Origin of the sequence: Amycolatopsis halotolerans (assembly GCF_042647905.1) — a bacterium.
Classification (GTDB): Bacteria; Actinomycetota; Actinomycetes; order Mycobacteriales; family Pseudonocardiaceae; genus Amycolatopsis; species Amycolatopsis halotolerans.
This window is the reverse complement of the sequence record NZ_JBHRWI010000070.1, coordinates 16,728-32,017: the sequence shown is the minus strand read 5'-3', so window position 1 is coordinate 32,017 and position 15,290 is coordinate 16,728. Positions and strand designations below refer to the sequence as shown.

The following is a 15,290-nucleotide window of genomic DNA, read 5'->3' as shown; positions in this document are numbered from 1 at the left end:
AACCGCCCCTTCCGGACCTGGGTCAGCCGTTGAGGTCGATCTTCTGGAAAGTCGCGTAGTGGTCCGGCGTGTAGACCAGCTCGCCGCCGTCGCCCGAGATCACGCGGTCCTCCGAGCCGACGTCGTACAGCGTGTAGTAGCCGGCGTCGCACGCGGGCAGGACGCCCTCGCGGTTCTCGTAGGTCGTGCCGTCGCTGAGGGTGCCCGCACGCACGCCGTCGACGACCTTCTTGGCCTCGTCGGAAAGTGTCGAGTAGCCGACCGGGCTCAGCTTCGACAGGTCGCCGCACTTCGTCGGGGTGCTGCCGCCGTCGATGTCGATGACCTGGAAGGACTCGTAGTGGTCGCCGGTGTAGAAGTACTCGCCGCCCTGGCCGGTCACGATCCGGCGGGTGCCGCGGTTGCTCGAACCGGGCGTGGGCACGGTGTACTCGTGGTAGTAGCTCGACGCGCAGGAGGGCAGGATCCCCTCGCGGTTGGTGAACACGACGCCGTCGTTCTTCGGGTACGGGAACGGGCCGTTCGTCTGGATGAGCTTGTAGGTGTCAGTCGCCTGCGCGGGCAACGCGGACAGCTTGACGTGCGTGAACCCGGACAGATCCCCACAGGAGTTCTGCTTCGGCTGCACGGACGCCGGCGCCGCCGGGGACATCGGAACGGCCTCCGCGGCCGTGCCGAACCCCAGGAAACCGACCAGCAGTGCGAAAAGGACACCGACTATGCGGCTGCGGTTGTTGGTCATTTTCGGACGGTAACCCGGTCGGGTAGTCCGCAGAATGACGTGAGGTGAACAGCTTCGGGACGCGGCCGAAGTCCCGACGAAGGCTGTAATCCGTTCAGGCTAAATCGGCCGCCGGGCTGGCGTTTCGGCCGGAGGCGGTGCTCAGTCCCGGGGTGCTCAGTCCTGTTTGGCGTAGACCGCGACGAGGCGTTCGTACACCACCGGCGGCACCAGGTTCTCGATGTCGCCGCCGAGCGCCGCGATCTCCTTGACCAGCGAACTGGACACGAAGCCGTATGCGGGGTTGTTGGCCATCAGCAGCGTTTCGAGGCCGGTGAGCTCGCGGTTCATCTGAGCCATCTGCAGCTCGTAGTCGAAGTCGCTGACCGAGCGAAGGCCCTTCGCGACCGCGGCGATGTCGTTGTCGCGGCAGTAGTCCACGAGCAGGCCCTGCCACGAATCGACCCGTACGTTCGGCAGCTTCGCGGTGATCTCGCGCAGGATCTCCATGCGTTCCTCGACGCTGAAGAGGCCCTTCTTGCTCTTGTTCACCCCCACCGCGACGACAACCTCGTCGAAGAGCGCCGAAGCACGCTCGATGATGTCGAGATGTCCGTTGGTGGCCGGATCGTAAGAACCGGGACAGACCGCACGCCGCATGGCGCGGACGCTATCAAGCCACGCGGTCGCGCGCGCACTCGTGACGACTGCGTCACACCTCAGATGAGCTGTCGTACTCCGCCCAGTACAGCGCGGTGTCGCCGTAGCGCTTGTCGCGAAGCGGCTTAAACGTCGACGGCCAGTCTGGAGCACCGTCGCGCGCAGCCCGTTCAATCACCGTCAACGCGCCGTCCGCGAGCCAGCCACCACTGTGCAACGAAGCGAGCACTGTGCCCAGCGAAGCAGCATCGACCGCGTACGGCGGGTCTGCGAGCACAACGTCGAACTGCACCGACGCAGGAGCAGCGACGACCGTCTCGACCTGGCCCGCGCGCACTGTGCCGCCTAGCCGTAAATCGGCGACGTTGCCGCGAAGCACGTCTGCCGCCTTACGGTCGGCTTCGACGAACCACGCGTCCGCTGCACCTCGCGAAAGCGCTTCGAGACCGAGCGCGCCCGAGCCGGCGTAGAGGTCGAGCACGCGGGCTCCGTCCAGCTCACCGGCCACTTCTAGGGCGTTGAACAGCGCTTCCCGCACCCGCTCCGACGTCGGGCGGGTGCCTTTGGGCGGCACCTTCAGCCGCCGCCCGCCCGCCTTCCCGGCCACGATCCTCGTCACCCGGCCATCTTCGCCCAAGGTCGCGATGTGGCGTTGGGCAGGACTTGCCGAACCCTCGCGCGCGGGCGCGTAGAGTCGTTCTTCGCCCTCCAGAGGCGAAGTCATGGTGTTCAAGGGAGCGTTGCGTGTCGGAACCCCGGGTGAGACGGGCTGAGATCGCCGTCGAGCAGGCACACGTCGACCGGGTCTACACGCGGCTCGCCGAGCTGCGGACCCAGGCCGAGGCGATGCGGGCCAAGGGCTACGAGCTGGGCCAAGGCGCCCAGCGCGAAGCGATCTTCGAGCAGGCGTCGATGCTGTTCGAACGCGACATGATGGTCTACCACGCGAACCAGACCCTGCAGACGCTCGACGCCGAGTACGAGGGCCTGGTCTTCGGCAGGCTCGACCACCTCGACCGCGAGCACATCTACGTGGGCCGCCTCGGCATCCGCGACACCGAGTTCGACAACCTGGTCACCGACTGGCGAGCGCCCGCCGCCGCCGCGTTCTACCAGGCCACCGCCGAAGAGCCGATGGACGTCGTGCGCCGCCGCGTCATCCGCTGCTCCGGGCAGACGGTGCTGGACGTGGACGACGACGTGCTGATCGCCGACGCCGTGCCCGAGGACATGCAGATCGTCGGCGAGGGCGCCCTGATGGCCGCGCTCGGCCGCTCGCGCGGCGAGAAGATGCGCGACATCGTCGCCACGATCCAAAAGGAACAGGACGACGTCATCCGCGCGCCGTGGCGCGGGGTCACCGAGATCACCGGCGGTCCGGGCACCGGCAAGACGGCTGTCGCGCTGCACCGCGCGGCGTACCTGCTGTACCGGCACCGCCGTCAGCTCGGCGGCGCGGGAGTGCTGGTGATCGGCCCTTCGGGCGTCTTCACCACGTACATCTCGCGTGTGTTGCCGTCGATGGGCGAAACGAACGTCGAACTGCGCGCGCTCGGCGAAGTGCTCGACGGTCTCGAAGCGACGCGACAGGACACAGCCGCGCTGGCCGCGATCAAGGGTTCGCTGCGGATGCGGAAGGTGCTTCTGCGCGCGTTGCGCGACACCCCGCCCGAAGCGCCGACGGAGCTGAAGATCGTCTACCGCGGCGAAGTCCTGAAGCTCACCGCGCGCGAGCTGGAGAAGGTACGGCGCAAGGCACACACGCAGGGCGCGCCGCCGAACCGGTCGCGCGTACGCGTGGCAGAGCTGCTTCTCGCCGCGCTCGCGGACAAGGCCGAGGAGTACGCGAAGGCGGACGGCAAGGAGAGCGACCGCGCGGAGCTGATCAACGATCTCGGCGAGCGCATCGACTTCCACCGTTTCCTCGTGGTGTGGTGGCCGACGCTGTACCCGGCGCAGGTGCTCAAGTGGCTTGGCGCCGAGAAACGGCTGGCCGCGGCGTCGAAGGGCATCCTGAACCGGACCGAGATCAGCTTGCTGGCGGCCGACTTCGCGGACCGTTCGCGCGGCTGGTCGGTGGCCGACATCGCGTTGCTGGACGAACTGCGCGTGCTGGTCGGGCCGGAGCCGAAGCGGCGCCGTCGCCAGACCGTGGTCGAGGTGGCCCCGGAGCGCGGCAGTTCCGGAGGCGCACCGCACCGCCCGGAGCACTACGACGAGTACTCGCACGTGGTCGTCGACGAATCGCAGGACCTTTCGCCGATGCAGTGGCGGATGGTCGGCCGTCGCGGCAAGTACGCGAGCTGGACCGTCGTGGGCGACCCGGTGCAGAGCTCGTGGCCGGATCCGGACGAGGCGGCGCAGGCGCGCGACCAGGCGTTCGGCGTGAAGACCACGCGGCGGCGCTTCACGCTGCGCACGAACTACCGGAACTCGGCGGAGATCTTCGACCTGGCGGCGAAGGTCGTGGCCGGCCACGCACAGGCCGACGAGCTGCCCAAGGCCGTGCGCACCACCGGGATCGAGCCGGAGGTCCGTCCGGTCGATCAGGCCGCTTTGGTCACCGCGACGCAGTCCGCGGCGAAGGAACTGCTCGGCGCGGTCGAGGGCACGGTCGGTGTGATCACCGCCATGGACCGCGTCGAAGAGGTCGAGGGCTGGCTCGCCGGGCAGACCGACGAGCGGCTCAAGGTCGTCGGGTCCCTCGATTCGAAGGGCCTCGAATACGACGCGGTCGTGCTGGTCGAGCCGATGGACCTGGTCACCGAGTCCTCGACCGGGCGGCGCGTGCTGTACGTCGCGCTCACCCGGGCGACGCAGCAGCTGATCGTGCTCGCCTCGAACCCGGACTGGCTGCCGCACGCGTGAGGCGGGAAGGGAATCGCGGCCGCGCGCGTTACGGCTGTACGTGACCTCCCTGCCTGACGTGCCGCTGTCCGTGCTCGACCTCTCCCCCGTTTCCGAAGGGAAGGGGGTCGGCGAGGCGCTGCGCAACACGCTCGATCTCGCCCGCAACGCCGAGCGGCTGGGCTATCACCGGTACTGGCTCGCCGAGCACCACAACATGCCCGGCATCGCCAGCTCGGCCACGGCGGTGCTGATCGGGCACGTCGCGGACGCCACCGAGAGCATCCGCGTCGGCTCCGGCGGGATCATGCTGCCGAACCACGCGCCGCTCGTGGTGGCCGAGCAGTTCGGCACGCTGGAGGCGTTCCACCCGGGCCGGATCGACCTGGGCATCGGCCGCGCGCCGGGCACGGACCAGCGCACCGCGCTCGCGCTGCGCGGGCCGGGCGGGCTGTCCGCGGAGAACTTCCCCGAGCACCTGATGGAGCTCATCAGCTACTTCGAGCCGGACGCGGCGCGCGGCGTGAACGCGGTCACCGCCGAGGGCAACAAGCCGCCGGTGTGGCTGCTGGGTTCGTCCGGCTTCAGCGCGCAGCTGGCCGGACGGCTGGGGCTCCCGTTCTCCTTCGCGCACCACTTCGCGGCCGAGAACACGATTCCGGCGGTGCGCCTGTACCGCGAGAACTTCCGCCCGTCCGAGGTGCTTTCGGAGCCGTACGTGATGCTGGGCGTGCAGGTGATCGCCGCCGAGACCGACGAGCGCGCGGAGTATCTGGCCGGGCCGAGCGGGCTGACCTTCCTCAGCCTCCGCCGCGGCCGCCCGATCGCGCTGCCGACGCCGGAGGACGCCGCCGAGTACCCGTACACCGAAATGGACCGCGCGTTCCTCGCCGAGAGGTTCGGGTCGAGCATCGTCGGCGGGCCGGAGAGCGTCCGGAAGGGACTGGACCAGTTGCTGGCCGACACCGACGCCAACGAGCTGATGATCACCACGATGGTGCACGGTCACGAGGACCGCGTGCGTTCGTACGAGATCGTCGCGGACTTGAAGCGCTGATGGAGGTCTTCGACTGGCAGGGCAAGCACGGGCAACAGGTGCGGTGGTCCCGACAGGGTGCGGGGCCGCCGCTCGTGTTCTGTCACGGGACGCCGTGGTCGTCGAAGCTGTGGGAGCCGATCGCTTCGACGTTCGCGCAGGACTTCACCGTGTACCTGTGGGACATGCCCGGCTACGGCAGTTCCACGATGGCGGACGGCCAGGACGTCTCACTGGCCGCGCAGGGCGAGACGTTCGCCGCGCTGTTAGACCATTGGGGTCTCGAAGAGCCGGACGTCGTGGCGCACGACTACGGCGGCGCGGTCAGCCTGCGCGCGTTTCTGTTGCACGGCGCGGCTTATCGGTCGCTGGCGCTGGTGGACGTCGTCGCGCTGGCACCGTGGGGTTCGGAATTCTTCCGTTTGGTGGCGGAGAACGCGGACGTGTTCGCACAGTTGCCGCCGAACCTGCACGAGGCACTGGTGCGGGAGTACATCGCCGGTGCCGCCCACCGTCCGTTGTCCGCCGAAGCGCACGACATGCTTGTCACGCCGTGGCTCGGTTCGTCTGGACAGGCGGCCTTCTACCGGCAGATCGCGCAGGCCGATCAGCGGTACACCGACGAAATCGAGCCGCGCTACCGCGACGTCAGCGTGCCCACGCTCGTCGTGTGGGGCACCGAGGACACCTGGATCCCGGTCGACCGCGCGCACCGGCTCGCCGGGATGATCCCGGGTGCCGGGCTGGAATTGGTCCGTTCGGCCGGACACCTCATCCAGCTCGACGCACCCGAGGCGCTGACCGCTTCGCTGCACCGCTGGCTCGCCCGCTGAAATATCCGGAAACCGCCGCACCGGTATTTATTTTCCGGCACTGACAACCGCATTCCCCGCAGTTGTCACAACCGCACAAGAATTCGGCGGTTACGACGCCGTGACCCCGCAGGACGGGGCAAGTTCTTGTCTGCGGGCAAGGCCCTCGTTAGCGTACTGACCAGTAACGAAACCGCACGGTAACCCCGCCGACGCTTTCGCTTCCGTCCCGGTCCGCCAAACGGATCAGCACCGGAACGGGCGTTCGGCGGGCATTCCGCCGTGCCCGGAAATTGCTGGGAGGTCGGGCGATGGCGTTTCCCGGCGCCGCGGCACTGCACCAGACCGGCCGGCTTTACGCACTGGGGCTCGACGTCGTCCGGCTGACGTTCCGCCGTCCGTTCCAGTTCCGTGAACTCGTGCAGCAGTTCTGGTTCATCGCGAGCGTGTCGATCCTGCCGACCGCGCTGGTGTCGATCCCGTTCGGCGCCGTGATCGCGCTGCACATCGGGTCGCTGACCACGCAGATCGGCGCGCAGTCGTTCACCGGCGCGGCGAGCGTGCTGGCGATCATCCAGCAGGCCAGCCCGATCGTGACCGCGCTGCTCATCGCGGGCGCGGGCGGCAGCGCGATGTGCGCGGACCTCGGTTCGCGCACCATCCGCGAGGAAATCGACGCGATGGAGGTGCTGGGAGTCTCGCCGATCCAGCGCCTGATCGTGCCGCGCGTGCTGGCCGCGATGGGCGTGGCGGTGTTCCTCAACGGCATGGTCAGCGTGGTCGGCGTGCTCGGCGGCTACTTCTTCAACGTGATCATGCAGGGCGGCACGCCGGGCGCGTACCTGGCGAGTTTCTCCGCGCTGGCACAGCTTCCCGACCTGTGGATCAGCGAGATCAAGGCGCTGCTGTTCGGGTTCGTCGCCGCGGTCGTCGCGTCCTATCGCGGGCTGAACCCGCGCGGCGGGCCGAAGGGCGTGGGCGACGCGGTGAACCAGTCCGTCGTCATCACGTTCCTGCTGCTGTTCGTGCTGAACCTGATCCTCACCACGGTGTACCTCCAGCTCGTGCCGCCGAAGGGAAGCTGATGGCCACCCCGACCCCAACGCGCGTGCTCGAAGCCATCGACCGCAGACTCGGCTTCCTCGACACTCTCGGCGACCAGATCCTGTTCTTCCTGCGCGCGCTCGGCTGGGTGCCGCGCGCGGTGCGCCGGTACCTGCGCGAGATCGTCCGGCTGCTGGCCGAGGTGAGCTTCGGCAGCGGCGCGCTGGCGGTGATCGGCGGGACGATCGGCGTGATGGTCGGGATGACCGTCGCGACCGGGACTGTCGTGGGGCTGCAAGGGTATTCGGCGCTGAACCAGGTGGGCACGTCGGCGTTCGCCGGGTTCATTTCGGCGTACTTCAACACGCGCGAGATCGCGCCGCTGGTGGCTGGGCTGGCGTTGTCGGCGACGGTCGGCTGCGGGTTCACCGCGCAACTGGGCGCGATGCGGATCTCGGAGGAGATCGACGCGCTCGAGGTGATGGGCATCCCGAGCGTGCCGTATCTGGTGACCACGCGGGTGATCGCCGGGTTCGTCGCGGTGATTCCGCTGTACGCCGTGGGGCTGTTGTCGTCGTATCTCGCGTCGCGGCAGGTCACGGTGTGGGGCTTCGGGCAATCGGCGGGCACGTACGACCATTACTTCCTGCTGTTCCTGCCGCCTGGCGACGTGCTGTGGTCGTTCGGGAAAGTGCTGATCTTCAGCGTCGTCGTGGTGCTCGCGCACTGCTATTACGGCTTCCGCGCGAGCGGCGGTCCGGCAGGCGTCGGCGTCGCGGTGGGGCGGGCGGTGCGGACGGCGATCGTCGCGATCAGCGTCCTGGACTTCTTCCTCAGCCTCGCCATCTGGGGTGCCACGACGACCGTCCAGGTGGCCGGATGAACCGGCGCTGGCACAAGACCCGAGTCCGCACCGCCGGGGTGCTGTTCCTGGCGGCGCTGTCGGCGTTCGTGCTGCTCACGGTGAAGATCTACAACAAGGACTTCACCACCACGGTCCCGGTGACGCTGCAGGCCGACCGCGTCGGCAACCAGCTGCGCGCGGGCGGGCAGGTGAAGGCGCGCGGCGTCGTGGTCGGCGAGATCCGGGGTGTGCACGCGATCCGCGGGGGCGCGGAGATCTCGCTGGCGCTGGACCCGGAGCAGGTGAAATGGCTGCCGGTCAACGTTTCCGCGTTGCTGGTGCCCAAGACCCTCTTCGGCGAACGGTACGTCCAACTGTCCATTCCGGACACTGGCCGGAAGCGCCCCCTGCGGGCCGGAGACGTAATCTCGCAGGACCGGTCGGCGAACGCGATCGAACTGGAGCGGGTCTTCGACAACCTGCTGCCGGTGCTGAAGGCCGTCCAGCCGCAGAAACTCGCGACCACGCTGACCGCGGTTTCGACGGCGTTGCAAGGCCGCGGTGCGCAACTGGGCCAGACGTTGGCGACCGCGTCGGACTATCTGCGACGGTTCAACCCGAACCTGCCGCAGTTGGACCGCAACGTGCGCGACCTCGCCACCGTCACCCGGATGTACGGCGACATCGCACCCGATCTGCTCGACGCGCTCACCGATTCGTCGGTCACCCTCGGCACGGTCGACGCGAAGCGCACGGACCTCGGCTCGCTGTATCAGCAGGTCACGACGTCGTCGCGAGACCTCACGACGTTCCTGCGGCAGAACCGGAACAACATCATCGCGTTGTCCGCGGACAGCCGCCGTCCGCTCGAAATCGGCGCTAAGTACTCCCCCAGCTTCCCTTGCACTCTACAGGCGCTCACCGACATGAAACCGTCGATGGACCGGATCCTCGGCGCCGGATCGAAGGAACCTGGCCTGCACGTCGAGGTCACCGTGTCGCAGTCGCGCGGGAAATACGTGCCGGGCAAGGACGCGCCCGCCTACACCGAAAAGACCGGCCCGCGCTGCTACCCGAGCGGGGTCGTGCCGAGCGCCGGAACTCCGGCGACCACGCCCTCGACCGGCGACCTCGGCATCGCGAATTCCCCGCAGGAGCAGCAGTTCCTGGCCCCGCTGATCGCGCCGTCGCTGGGCATGTCGACCGCTGACGTGCCGACCTGGAGCAGCGTGCTCGTCGGCCCGCTCTACCGCGGAACGGAGGTGACGGCGAAGTGAGAAACCTTGCCGCTCCCCTGGTCAAAAGCCTGATCTTCATCCTGGTCACGGTCCTCGCGACAGTCGTTCTCGCGTTGTCGATCACCGGCGGTTCGGTCGGCGGAAGCCAGCGGTACGGGGCCACTTTCCTCGATGCCACCGCGTTGAATGTCGGCGATGACGTGCGAATTTCCGGAGTGAAGGTCGGGCAGATCGAAGACCTCGGGGTGATCGATCACAACCGCGCGCACGTCAGCTTCTCGCTCGAGAACGGCCGCACGGTGCCCGCCAACGTGACCGCGGTGATCAAGTACCGCAACATGGTCGGCCAGCGCTACCTCGCGCTGGAACGCCCCCGCGCCGCCGCCGGGGTGTTGCCTCCGGACGGCGAAATCCCCCTCGACCGCACAACTCCGGCACTCGACTTGACCGACCTGTTCAACGGCTTCAAACCGCTCTTCCAAGCCCTGTCGCCCAAGGACGTCAACGACCTCTCCGGCGAGATTGTCCAAGTGCTGCAGGGAGAAGGCGGCACAGTGACCGAACTGCTGCAGCACACCGGATCGCTCACCAGCACCCTCGCCAGCCGGGACCGCGTGATCGGCGAGGTGATCGGCAACCTGAACTCGGTGCTGAAAACCGTGAACGGCAAGGGGGATTCGCTCGCGACGCTGGTGTCGACCCTGCGCCAGCTCGTGTCCGGCCTCGCCGAGGACCGCACGGCGATCGGCGACGCGGTGTCCGGCCTGGCCGAGCTGACGCAGTCCACCAGCGGGCTGCTCACCGAAATCCGGCCGGGGCTGAAGGACAGCGTCTCCGGTCTCGACGCGCTGACCCAGAACTTGAACAAGGGGGAAGCCGACGTGGACAAGGCCCTGACCACGCTGCCGAAGAAGCTGGACCGCATCGGCACGCTCGGGTCGTACGGCTCGTGGATGAACTTCTACTTGTGCAAGGCCGTCCTGGAAACTTCGCCGCCGCGCGGAGTGGCGGCGACCGCGGCGAGGTGTGGCGCGTGAAGTCGTTCCGGGAGCGCAATCCGCTCGTGCTGGGAATCGTCGGCAGCGTCGCGCTGGCCGCGATCCTCACCGGCACGCTGAACTACCACAACCTGCCGTTCCTCGGCGGCACCACCTACCAGGCCGAATTCGGCGAGGCCGCCGGGCTGCAGGCGGACGACGAGGTGCGGATCGCCGGGATCAAGGTCGGCGAGGTGTCCCAAGTGGACCTCGACGACGACCACGTGCTGGTCAGCTTCCGGGTGAAGAACGCCTGGATCGGCGACCGGACGTCGGCGCAGATCAAGATCAAAACGTTGCTGGGCCGGAAATTCCTCGCCCTCGACCCGTCCGGCCGCGCGGAACAGAACCCGGACCAGCCCATCCCGCGCGACCGCACAGTGACCCCGTATGACGTGACCGACGCGTTCAACGGCCTCGCCGACACCGCGGGCGCGATCGACACGAAACAGCTCGCGACCAGCTTCTCCACGATCAGCGACACCTTCCGCAATTCGCCGCAGCACGTCCGCACCGCGCTCGACGGGCTCAGCGCGTTGTCGAAGACGGTCTCGTCGCGCGACAACGAGATCGCCGAACTGCTGGCCAACGCGCGCAAACTCACCACCACGCTCGCCAATTCGAATGACGACTTCGAGAAGCTCGTCAAGGACGGCGACCTGCTGCTCACCGAACTGGACCACCGCCGCGAGGCGATCCACCAGCTGCTCGTCGGAACCCAGCAGCTCGCGAAGCAGCTGTCCGGCTTGGTTTCGGACAACACCGCGCAGCTCGCGCCAGCGTTGAAGCAGCTCGACCAGGTGACCGACCTGCTGCAACGCCAAGACGCGAACCTCACGCAAAGCCTCAAACTCGCCGGGCCGTACTTCCGCGTGCTGAACAACACCGCGGGCAACGGCCGCTGGCTCGACAGCTACCTGTGCGGCCTCATCCCGGAGAACCGCGATCCGTGCATCCCGCCGAGAGGAGGCGCGAAATGACCACGCGCGCATACCGTTTCGTCGTCTTCCTGCTGGTGATGGCCTTGGTGGTCTGCGGCGTGCTGTGGTGGGTGTTCTCCGGATCGGGCCGATACCGCGTCACGGCGTACTTTTCGCGGGCCGTCGGTGTCTACAGCGGATCCGACGTCCGGGTGCTCGGGGTCAAGGTCGGCGAGGTCACCGCAGTGCTCCCGCAGGGCGAGCAGGTCCGTGTCGACTTATCGGTAGATCCGCACATCCCGGTCGCCGCAGACACCACCGCGCTGGTCATCGCGCCAAGCGTGGTCGCGGACCGCTACGTCCAACTGGGCAAACTCGCCCGGGGCGGCCCGCGCCTTGCCGACGGCGCGGTGATCGGCACCGACCGCACGGGCACGCCGGTGGAGCTGGACCAGCTGTACTCGAGCCTGGACACGCTGAGCAAAGCACTCGGCCCGAACGGCGCGAACTCCAACGGCGCGTTGTCGGATCTTCTGCGGACGGGCGCGGCGAACCTGGACGGCAACGGCAAGGCGTTCAACACCTCCGTCCGCGACTTCGCCCGCCTCGCGCGCACGCTGGCGGGCAACTCCTCGGACCTGTTCGGCACGGTCGACGAGCTGCAGAAGTTCACCACCATGCTCGCCACGAACGATCACCAGGTCGCGGACGTGAACCAGCAGCTGGCCAAAGTGTCCGACACCCTCGCCGCGAACCGCTTCGAACTCTCTGACGCGCTGCGCTCGCTGGCCGGCGCGCTCGCCTCCGTCCAGGGCTTCATCCGGGACAACCGGGCTGCCATCAAGTCCAATGTAGACAAACTGGCCAAGACGACGCAGATCCTGGTCGACCAACGCGCCTCGCTGGCCGAAGCGCTGGACGTCGCCCCGCTGGCCGCCCAGAACGTACTGAACGCGGTCGACCCCGCCACCGGACGTCTACAGGGCCGCTCCGATCTGCTGGAGTACCTGCCGCTGCCGACGACGGACGCGGCCGTGACGGGAGGCGGCCGATGAAGGCGCGACGGCTTTTCCTCGCACTGGCGGTGAGCACGCTCGCCGGCTGCGCGGCACCCAGCGGTTTCCACGGCGTCTACGACCTCCCGCTGCCCGGCGGCGCGGACCTCGGCGCGCATCCGTACGAGATCACCGTCCAGTTCGCCGACGTCCTGGACCTGGTCCCGCAGGCCGCGGTGAAGGTGGACGACGTCCCCGTCGGCCGCGTCCAATCGATCCGGCTGGGCTCCGACGGCTGGACCGCCGAAACCGTCCTGGCCGTCAACGGCGACGTCCGCCTGCCCGCGAACGCCGTCGCGCGGTTGCGGCAATCTTCACTGCTGGGCGAGAAATTCGTCGAACTGGCCGCACCGGTCACGTCCCCCTCCGGCCAGTTGGGCGACAAAGCCGTCATCCCGGTGTCGCGAACCAACCGCAACCCGGAGTTCGAGGAGATCTTCGGCGCACTGTCGCTGCTGCTCAACGGCGGCGGAATCGGCCAGCTGCAGACGATCAACCGCGAACTGACGAAAGCCATGGACGGCAACGAGGAAGAGATCCGCAGCTTCCTCGCCGGAGTCGACCAGCTGATGACGAACCTCGACGCCCACCGCCACGACATCACCGCCGCGCTGGACGGCCTCAACCACCTCTCCGCGACGCTGGCCGACCGCAACTCGCAGATCGCCGATGCCCTCACCGACCTGACGCCAGGATTGAAGACCCTCACCGACCAGCGGCCGCAGCTGGTGACGATGCTGCAATCGCTGGACCAACTGTCCACAGTGGCCACCGACGTCACGAACAAGAGCCGCGACGACCTGGCCGCCGACCTGCGCGCGCTCGCCCCCATCCTGCGCCGGCTGGCCGATGCCGGGCAAAACCTGCCCAAGGCGTTGGAAATCCTGCCCTCGTTCCCGTTCACCGACCCCGTGCTGGACGCGATCAAGGGCGACTACGTGAACGTCTACGCCTCGATGGTTCCCGGCCCCGGCGTCCCGCTGCCCCCACCTGGCCAAGGCGTCCCACCAGGGCTCCCGACCCTGCCGCTCTCGCCTGGGGGCCACTGATGCTCACCAGACGGATCCGGATCCAGGTCATCGCCTTCGTGATCGTCGCGTTGGCCGCGACTTCCTTCGTTGGCGCGAAATACGCCGGAATCGCCCGCCTTCTCGGTGCCGGTACCTACACCGTCCGCCTGGAGCTTTCGGAAGGCGGCGGCATCTTCACCAACGGCGAGGTCACCTATCGAGGCGTGGCCGTCGGCCGGATCGGTCAACTGCGCCTGACCGACCACGGCATGGAAGCGGACCTGCTGCTGGACACCTCCTCTCCGCCGATCCCTTCACGCTCCCGCGCAATCGTCGCGAACCGTTCCGCGGTGGGCGAGCAATACGTCGACCTGCAACCTTCAACCGACCAGGGGCCTTTTCTGGAGGACGGCAGCGTAATCCCCCGCAGCGCAACCGCTCTGCCGCTTCCCGTGCAGACTTTCCTGTCCGATGTGGACTCCCTGACCGCTTCGGTCCCGACAGAGGACCTGCGCACCGTGGTGAACGAACTGGACAACGCGTTGCAAGGCAGCGGCCCGGATCTGCAACTGCTGATGGACACCGCGAGGTCCTTCACCAACTCCGCCTCCAGCCATCTGCCCTCGACGGTGAAACTCATCGATGACGGCTCGACGGTCCTGAAAACCCAAGCCGCCTCCTCGACCGCGTGGCGAGACTTCAGCCGAAACGCCCGCCTGTTCGCCTCGCAGCTAGCGTCCTCCGACGGCGACCTGCGGAAACTGATCGCGACCGCCCCGCCCGCCGCTACCCAGGTGACGGGCTTGCTGCGGGACACCAGCCCAGGCCTGCCCATCCTGATGGCAAACCTGCTCACGACGGCCGACGTCTTCAGCGCCAGAACCGACGGTCTGGAGCAACTGCTGGTGACTCTGCCGAAAACCGTGGCCGCGACGTCGTCGGCGATCACCCCCGACGGCGGGAAACTGTCGTTGGCCTTGACGTTCTTCGACCCGCCTCCGTGCCGGAAGGGTTACGAGAGCACGAAGTACCGCAGCAGCGTGGACCTGCCGGTGCTCCCGTTCAACACCGCCGCCGCCTGCACCCTGCCCGCCGGAGACCCGTCCTCGGTGCGCGGTTCGCAGAACGCACAGCATGCCGGGGTACCGGAACCTGCCAAGCCCGGGGGTCTCTCCGGGGTGGCTGGCGGGCTTCCGACGTCGACTGATCTGGAGGAGATGCTGTGGCTACGCCGGGGAAACTGAAGGTGTCGCCGGAGGTGGCTTCTTCCGGTAATGCCGCTTCTGGTGCTGAGGTTGACGATTCCCGTCCCATCGACGACTCCGAGCGTCCCACCGCCATTTCCCCCGCCGTCGACTCAGTTGCCGACAGCCCACCCGTCGACGAAGACAGCTCGACCGCCAAGTCCCGCCGCACCATGACGTGGGTCGCCGGAATCGCCCTGACCGCAGCCACCGCTTTCGCCGCTTGGTCAGCCTGGTCGTGGCACGACGCCGCAACCGCCCCGACCTCAACCGCTGGCGCGACCCGAGACGAAGCTGTGGCGGCTGGCCGAACCCTGATCGCCACCGTCACTACCTTCGACCCCCACCACCGAGATCAGGACCTGGCCCGCTGGCAAGCCGCGACAACCGGTGCCCTCCAAACAACCCTGCCCGGCAACGTCCCACCCGACGGCTCCGCGACGACCGGCCACGTCCTAGACGCCGGACTCTCCGACCTGGACTCCGAAGCCGGTACCGCGAAACTCCTCGCGTCAGTGGAAATCACCGTGTCCAAGGACGGCGCCGCCCAGCCCATCCGCCGGACCCGCCTGGCCGCGACCCTGACCCGCACGGCGTCAGGCTGGAAACTCAGCACCCTGGAGCAGCTGGGGGTCGCCGGATCATGAAACTCACTCCGCGCCGGTCGAAGTCACGCACTGGACCTGCCGATTTCCCCGCTGACACAACCTCATCCGAAGACCCGCTCGCCGCTTCCGCCGAGGCCACTCAGCCGGGTGCAGCCAGTACTGGTGAGATGCCTGCCGCGGCCGAAACGGCCCGGCCAGCCCAGACGGGCCGGGC

At 68.1% G+C, this 15,290-nt stretch carries 15 protein-coding genes; 12 read left to right on the top strand and 3 right to left on the bottom strand.

The genetic code is table 11. From position 1 onward, the window contains the following. Nucleotides 1-22: 22 nt before the first annotated feature. The 3 genes from ACFORO_RS41690 to rsmD form a co-directional block, all read right to left on the bottom strand. Nucleotides 23-742 carry a ribonuclease domain-containing protein gene (locus tag ACFORO_RS41690; protein ID WP_354739384.1) on the bottom strand — a complete coding sequence of 240 codons (720 nt, stop codon included), beginning with the start codon at nucleotides 740-742 and terminating at the stop codon, nucleotides 23-25. A gap of 156 nt (nucleotides 743-898) precedes the next feature. Then, nucleotides 899-1,381: a pantetheine-phosphate adenylyltransferase gene (gene coaD / locus ACFORO_RS41685; RefSeq protein ID WP_344285825.1), complete on the bottom strand. Its 483-nt coding sequence runs from the start codon at nucleotides 1,379-1,381 to the stop codon at nucleotides 899-901. 52 nt (nucleotides 1,382-1,433) lie between these two features. Then, a complete protein-coding gene (rsmD, locus tag ACFORO_RS41680) occupies nucleotides 1,434-2,000 on the bottom strand; it encodes a 16S rRNA (guanine(966)-N(2))-methyltransferase RsmD (RefSeq protein WP_354739381.1) in 567 nt (188 codons plus the stop codon). Nucleotides 2,001-2,125: 125 nt separating this feature from the next. On the opposite strand from rsmD, the gene ACFORO_RS41675 reads away from it, so the two are divergent. The 12 genes from ACFORO_RS41675 to ACFORO_RS41620 all read left to right on the top strand — a co-directional run bounded on the left by ACFORO_RS41675 (nucleotide 2,126) and on the right by ACFORO_RS41620 (nucleotide 15,115). Next, nucleotides 2,126-4,249, top strand: a complete 2,124-nt coding sequence (locus ACFORO_RS41675; RefSeq protein ID WP_377870393.1) for a HelD family protein — start codon at nucleotides 2,126-2,128, stop codon at nucleotides 4,247-4,249. 40 nt (nucleotides 4,250-4,289) lie between these two features. Continuing rightward, nucleotides 4,290-5,285 (top strand): LLM class flavin-dependent oxidoreductase, encoded by a 996-nt coding sequence (locus tag ACFORO_RS41670; protein ID WP_354739377.1) that lies wholly within the window; start codon nucleotides 4,290-4,292, stop codon nucleotides 5,283-5,285. After that, nucleotides 5,285-6,097 carry an alpha/beta fold hydrolase gene (locus tag ACFORO_RS41665; RefSeq protein ID WP_377870394.1) on the top strand — a complete coding sequence of 271 codons (813 nt, stop codon included), beginning with the start codon at nucleotides 5,285-5,287 and terminating at the stop codon, nucleotides 6,095-6,097. The genes ACFORO_RS41670 and ACFORO_RS41665 overlap by 1 nt, the downstream gene beginning before the upstream one ends. 290 nt (nucleotides 6,098-6,387) lie before the next feature. Continuing rightward, nucleotides 6,388-7,161: an MlaE family ABC transporter permease gene (locus tag ACFORO_RS41660; protein ID WP_009074192.1), complete on the top strand. Its 774-nt coding sequence runs from the start codon at nucleotides 6,388-6,390 to the stop codon at nucleotides 7,159-7,161. Continuing rightward, on the top strand, nucleotides 7,161-8,003 hold the full coding sequence (locus ACFORO_RS41655; protein WP_377870395.1) for an MlaE family ABC transporter permease: 843 nt from the start codon (nucleotides 7,161-7,163) through the stop codon (nucleotides 8,001-8,003). The genes ACFORO_RS41660 and ACFORO_RS41655 overlap by 1 nt, the downstream gene beginning before the upstream one ends. Next, complete coding sequence (locus tag ACFORO_RS41650) at nucleotides 8,000-9,241, top strand: MCE family protein (RefSeq protein WP_377870396.1); 1,242 nt, start codon at nucleotides 8,000-8,002, stop codon at nucleotides 9,239-9,241. The genes ACFORO_RS41655 and ACFORO_RS41650 overlap by 4 nt, the downstream gene beginning before the upstream one ends. Further along, nucleotides 9,238-10,239, top strand: a complete 1,002-nt coding sequence (locus ACFORO_RS41645) for an MCE family protein (RefSeq protein WP_377870397.1) — start codon at nucleotides 9,238-9,240, stop codon at nucleotides 10,237-10,239. Before ACFORO_RS41650 ends, ACFORO_RS41645 begins: the two co-directional genes overlap by 4 nt. Further along, the gene (locus ACFORO_RS41640; RefSeq protein WP_377870398.1) at nucleotides 10,236-11,219 is read left to right on the top strand and encodes an MCE family protein; all 984 of its coding nucleotides are present in this window, start codon (nucleotides 10,236-10,238) and stop codon (nucleotides 11,217-11,219) included. Before ACFORO_RS41645 ends, ACFORO_RS41640 begins: the two co-directional genes overlap by 4 nt. Continuing rightward, a complete protein-coding gene (locus ACFORO_RS41635; protein WP_377870399.1) occupies nucleotides 11,216-12,214 on the top strand; it encodes an MCE family protein in 999 nt (332 codons plus the stop codon). Before ACFORO_RS41640 ends, ACFORO_RS41635 begins: the two co-directional genes overlap by 4 nt. Next, a complete protein-coding gene (locus ACFORO_RS41630; RefSeq protein ID WP_354739363.1) occupies nucleotides 12,211-13,263 on the top strand; it encodes an MCE family protein in 1,053 nt (350 codons plus the stop codon). Before ACFORO_RS41635 ends, ACFORO_RS41630 begins: the two co-directional genes overlap by 4 nt. Next, nucleotides 13,263-14,468 carry an MCE family protein gene (locus ACFORO_RS41625; protein WP_377870400.1) on the top strand — a complete coding sequence of 402 codons (1,206 nt, stop codon included), beginning with the start codon at nucleotides 13,263-13,265 and terminating at the stop codon, nucleotides 14,466-14,468. Before ACFORO_RS41630 ends, ACFORO_RS41625 begins: the two co-directional genes overlap by 1 nt. After that, entirely contained in the window at nucleotides 14,447-15,115 is a 669-nt protein-coding gene (locus ACFORO_RS41620; RefSeq protein ID WP_377870401.1) for a hypothetical protein, read from the top strand. Before ACFORO_RS41625 ends, ACFORO_RS41620 begins: the two co-directional genes overlap by 22 nt. Nucleotides 15,116-15,290 lie beyond the last annotated feature (175 nt).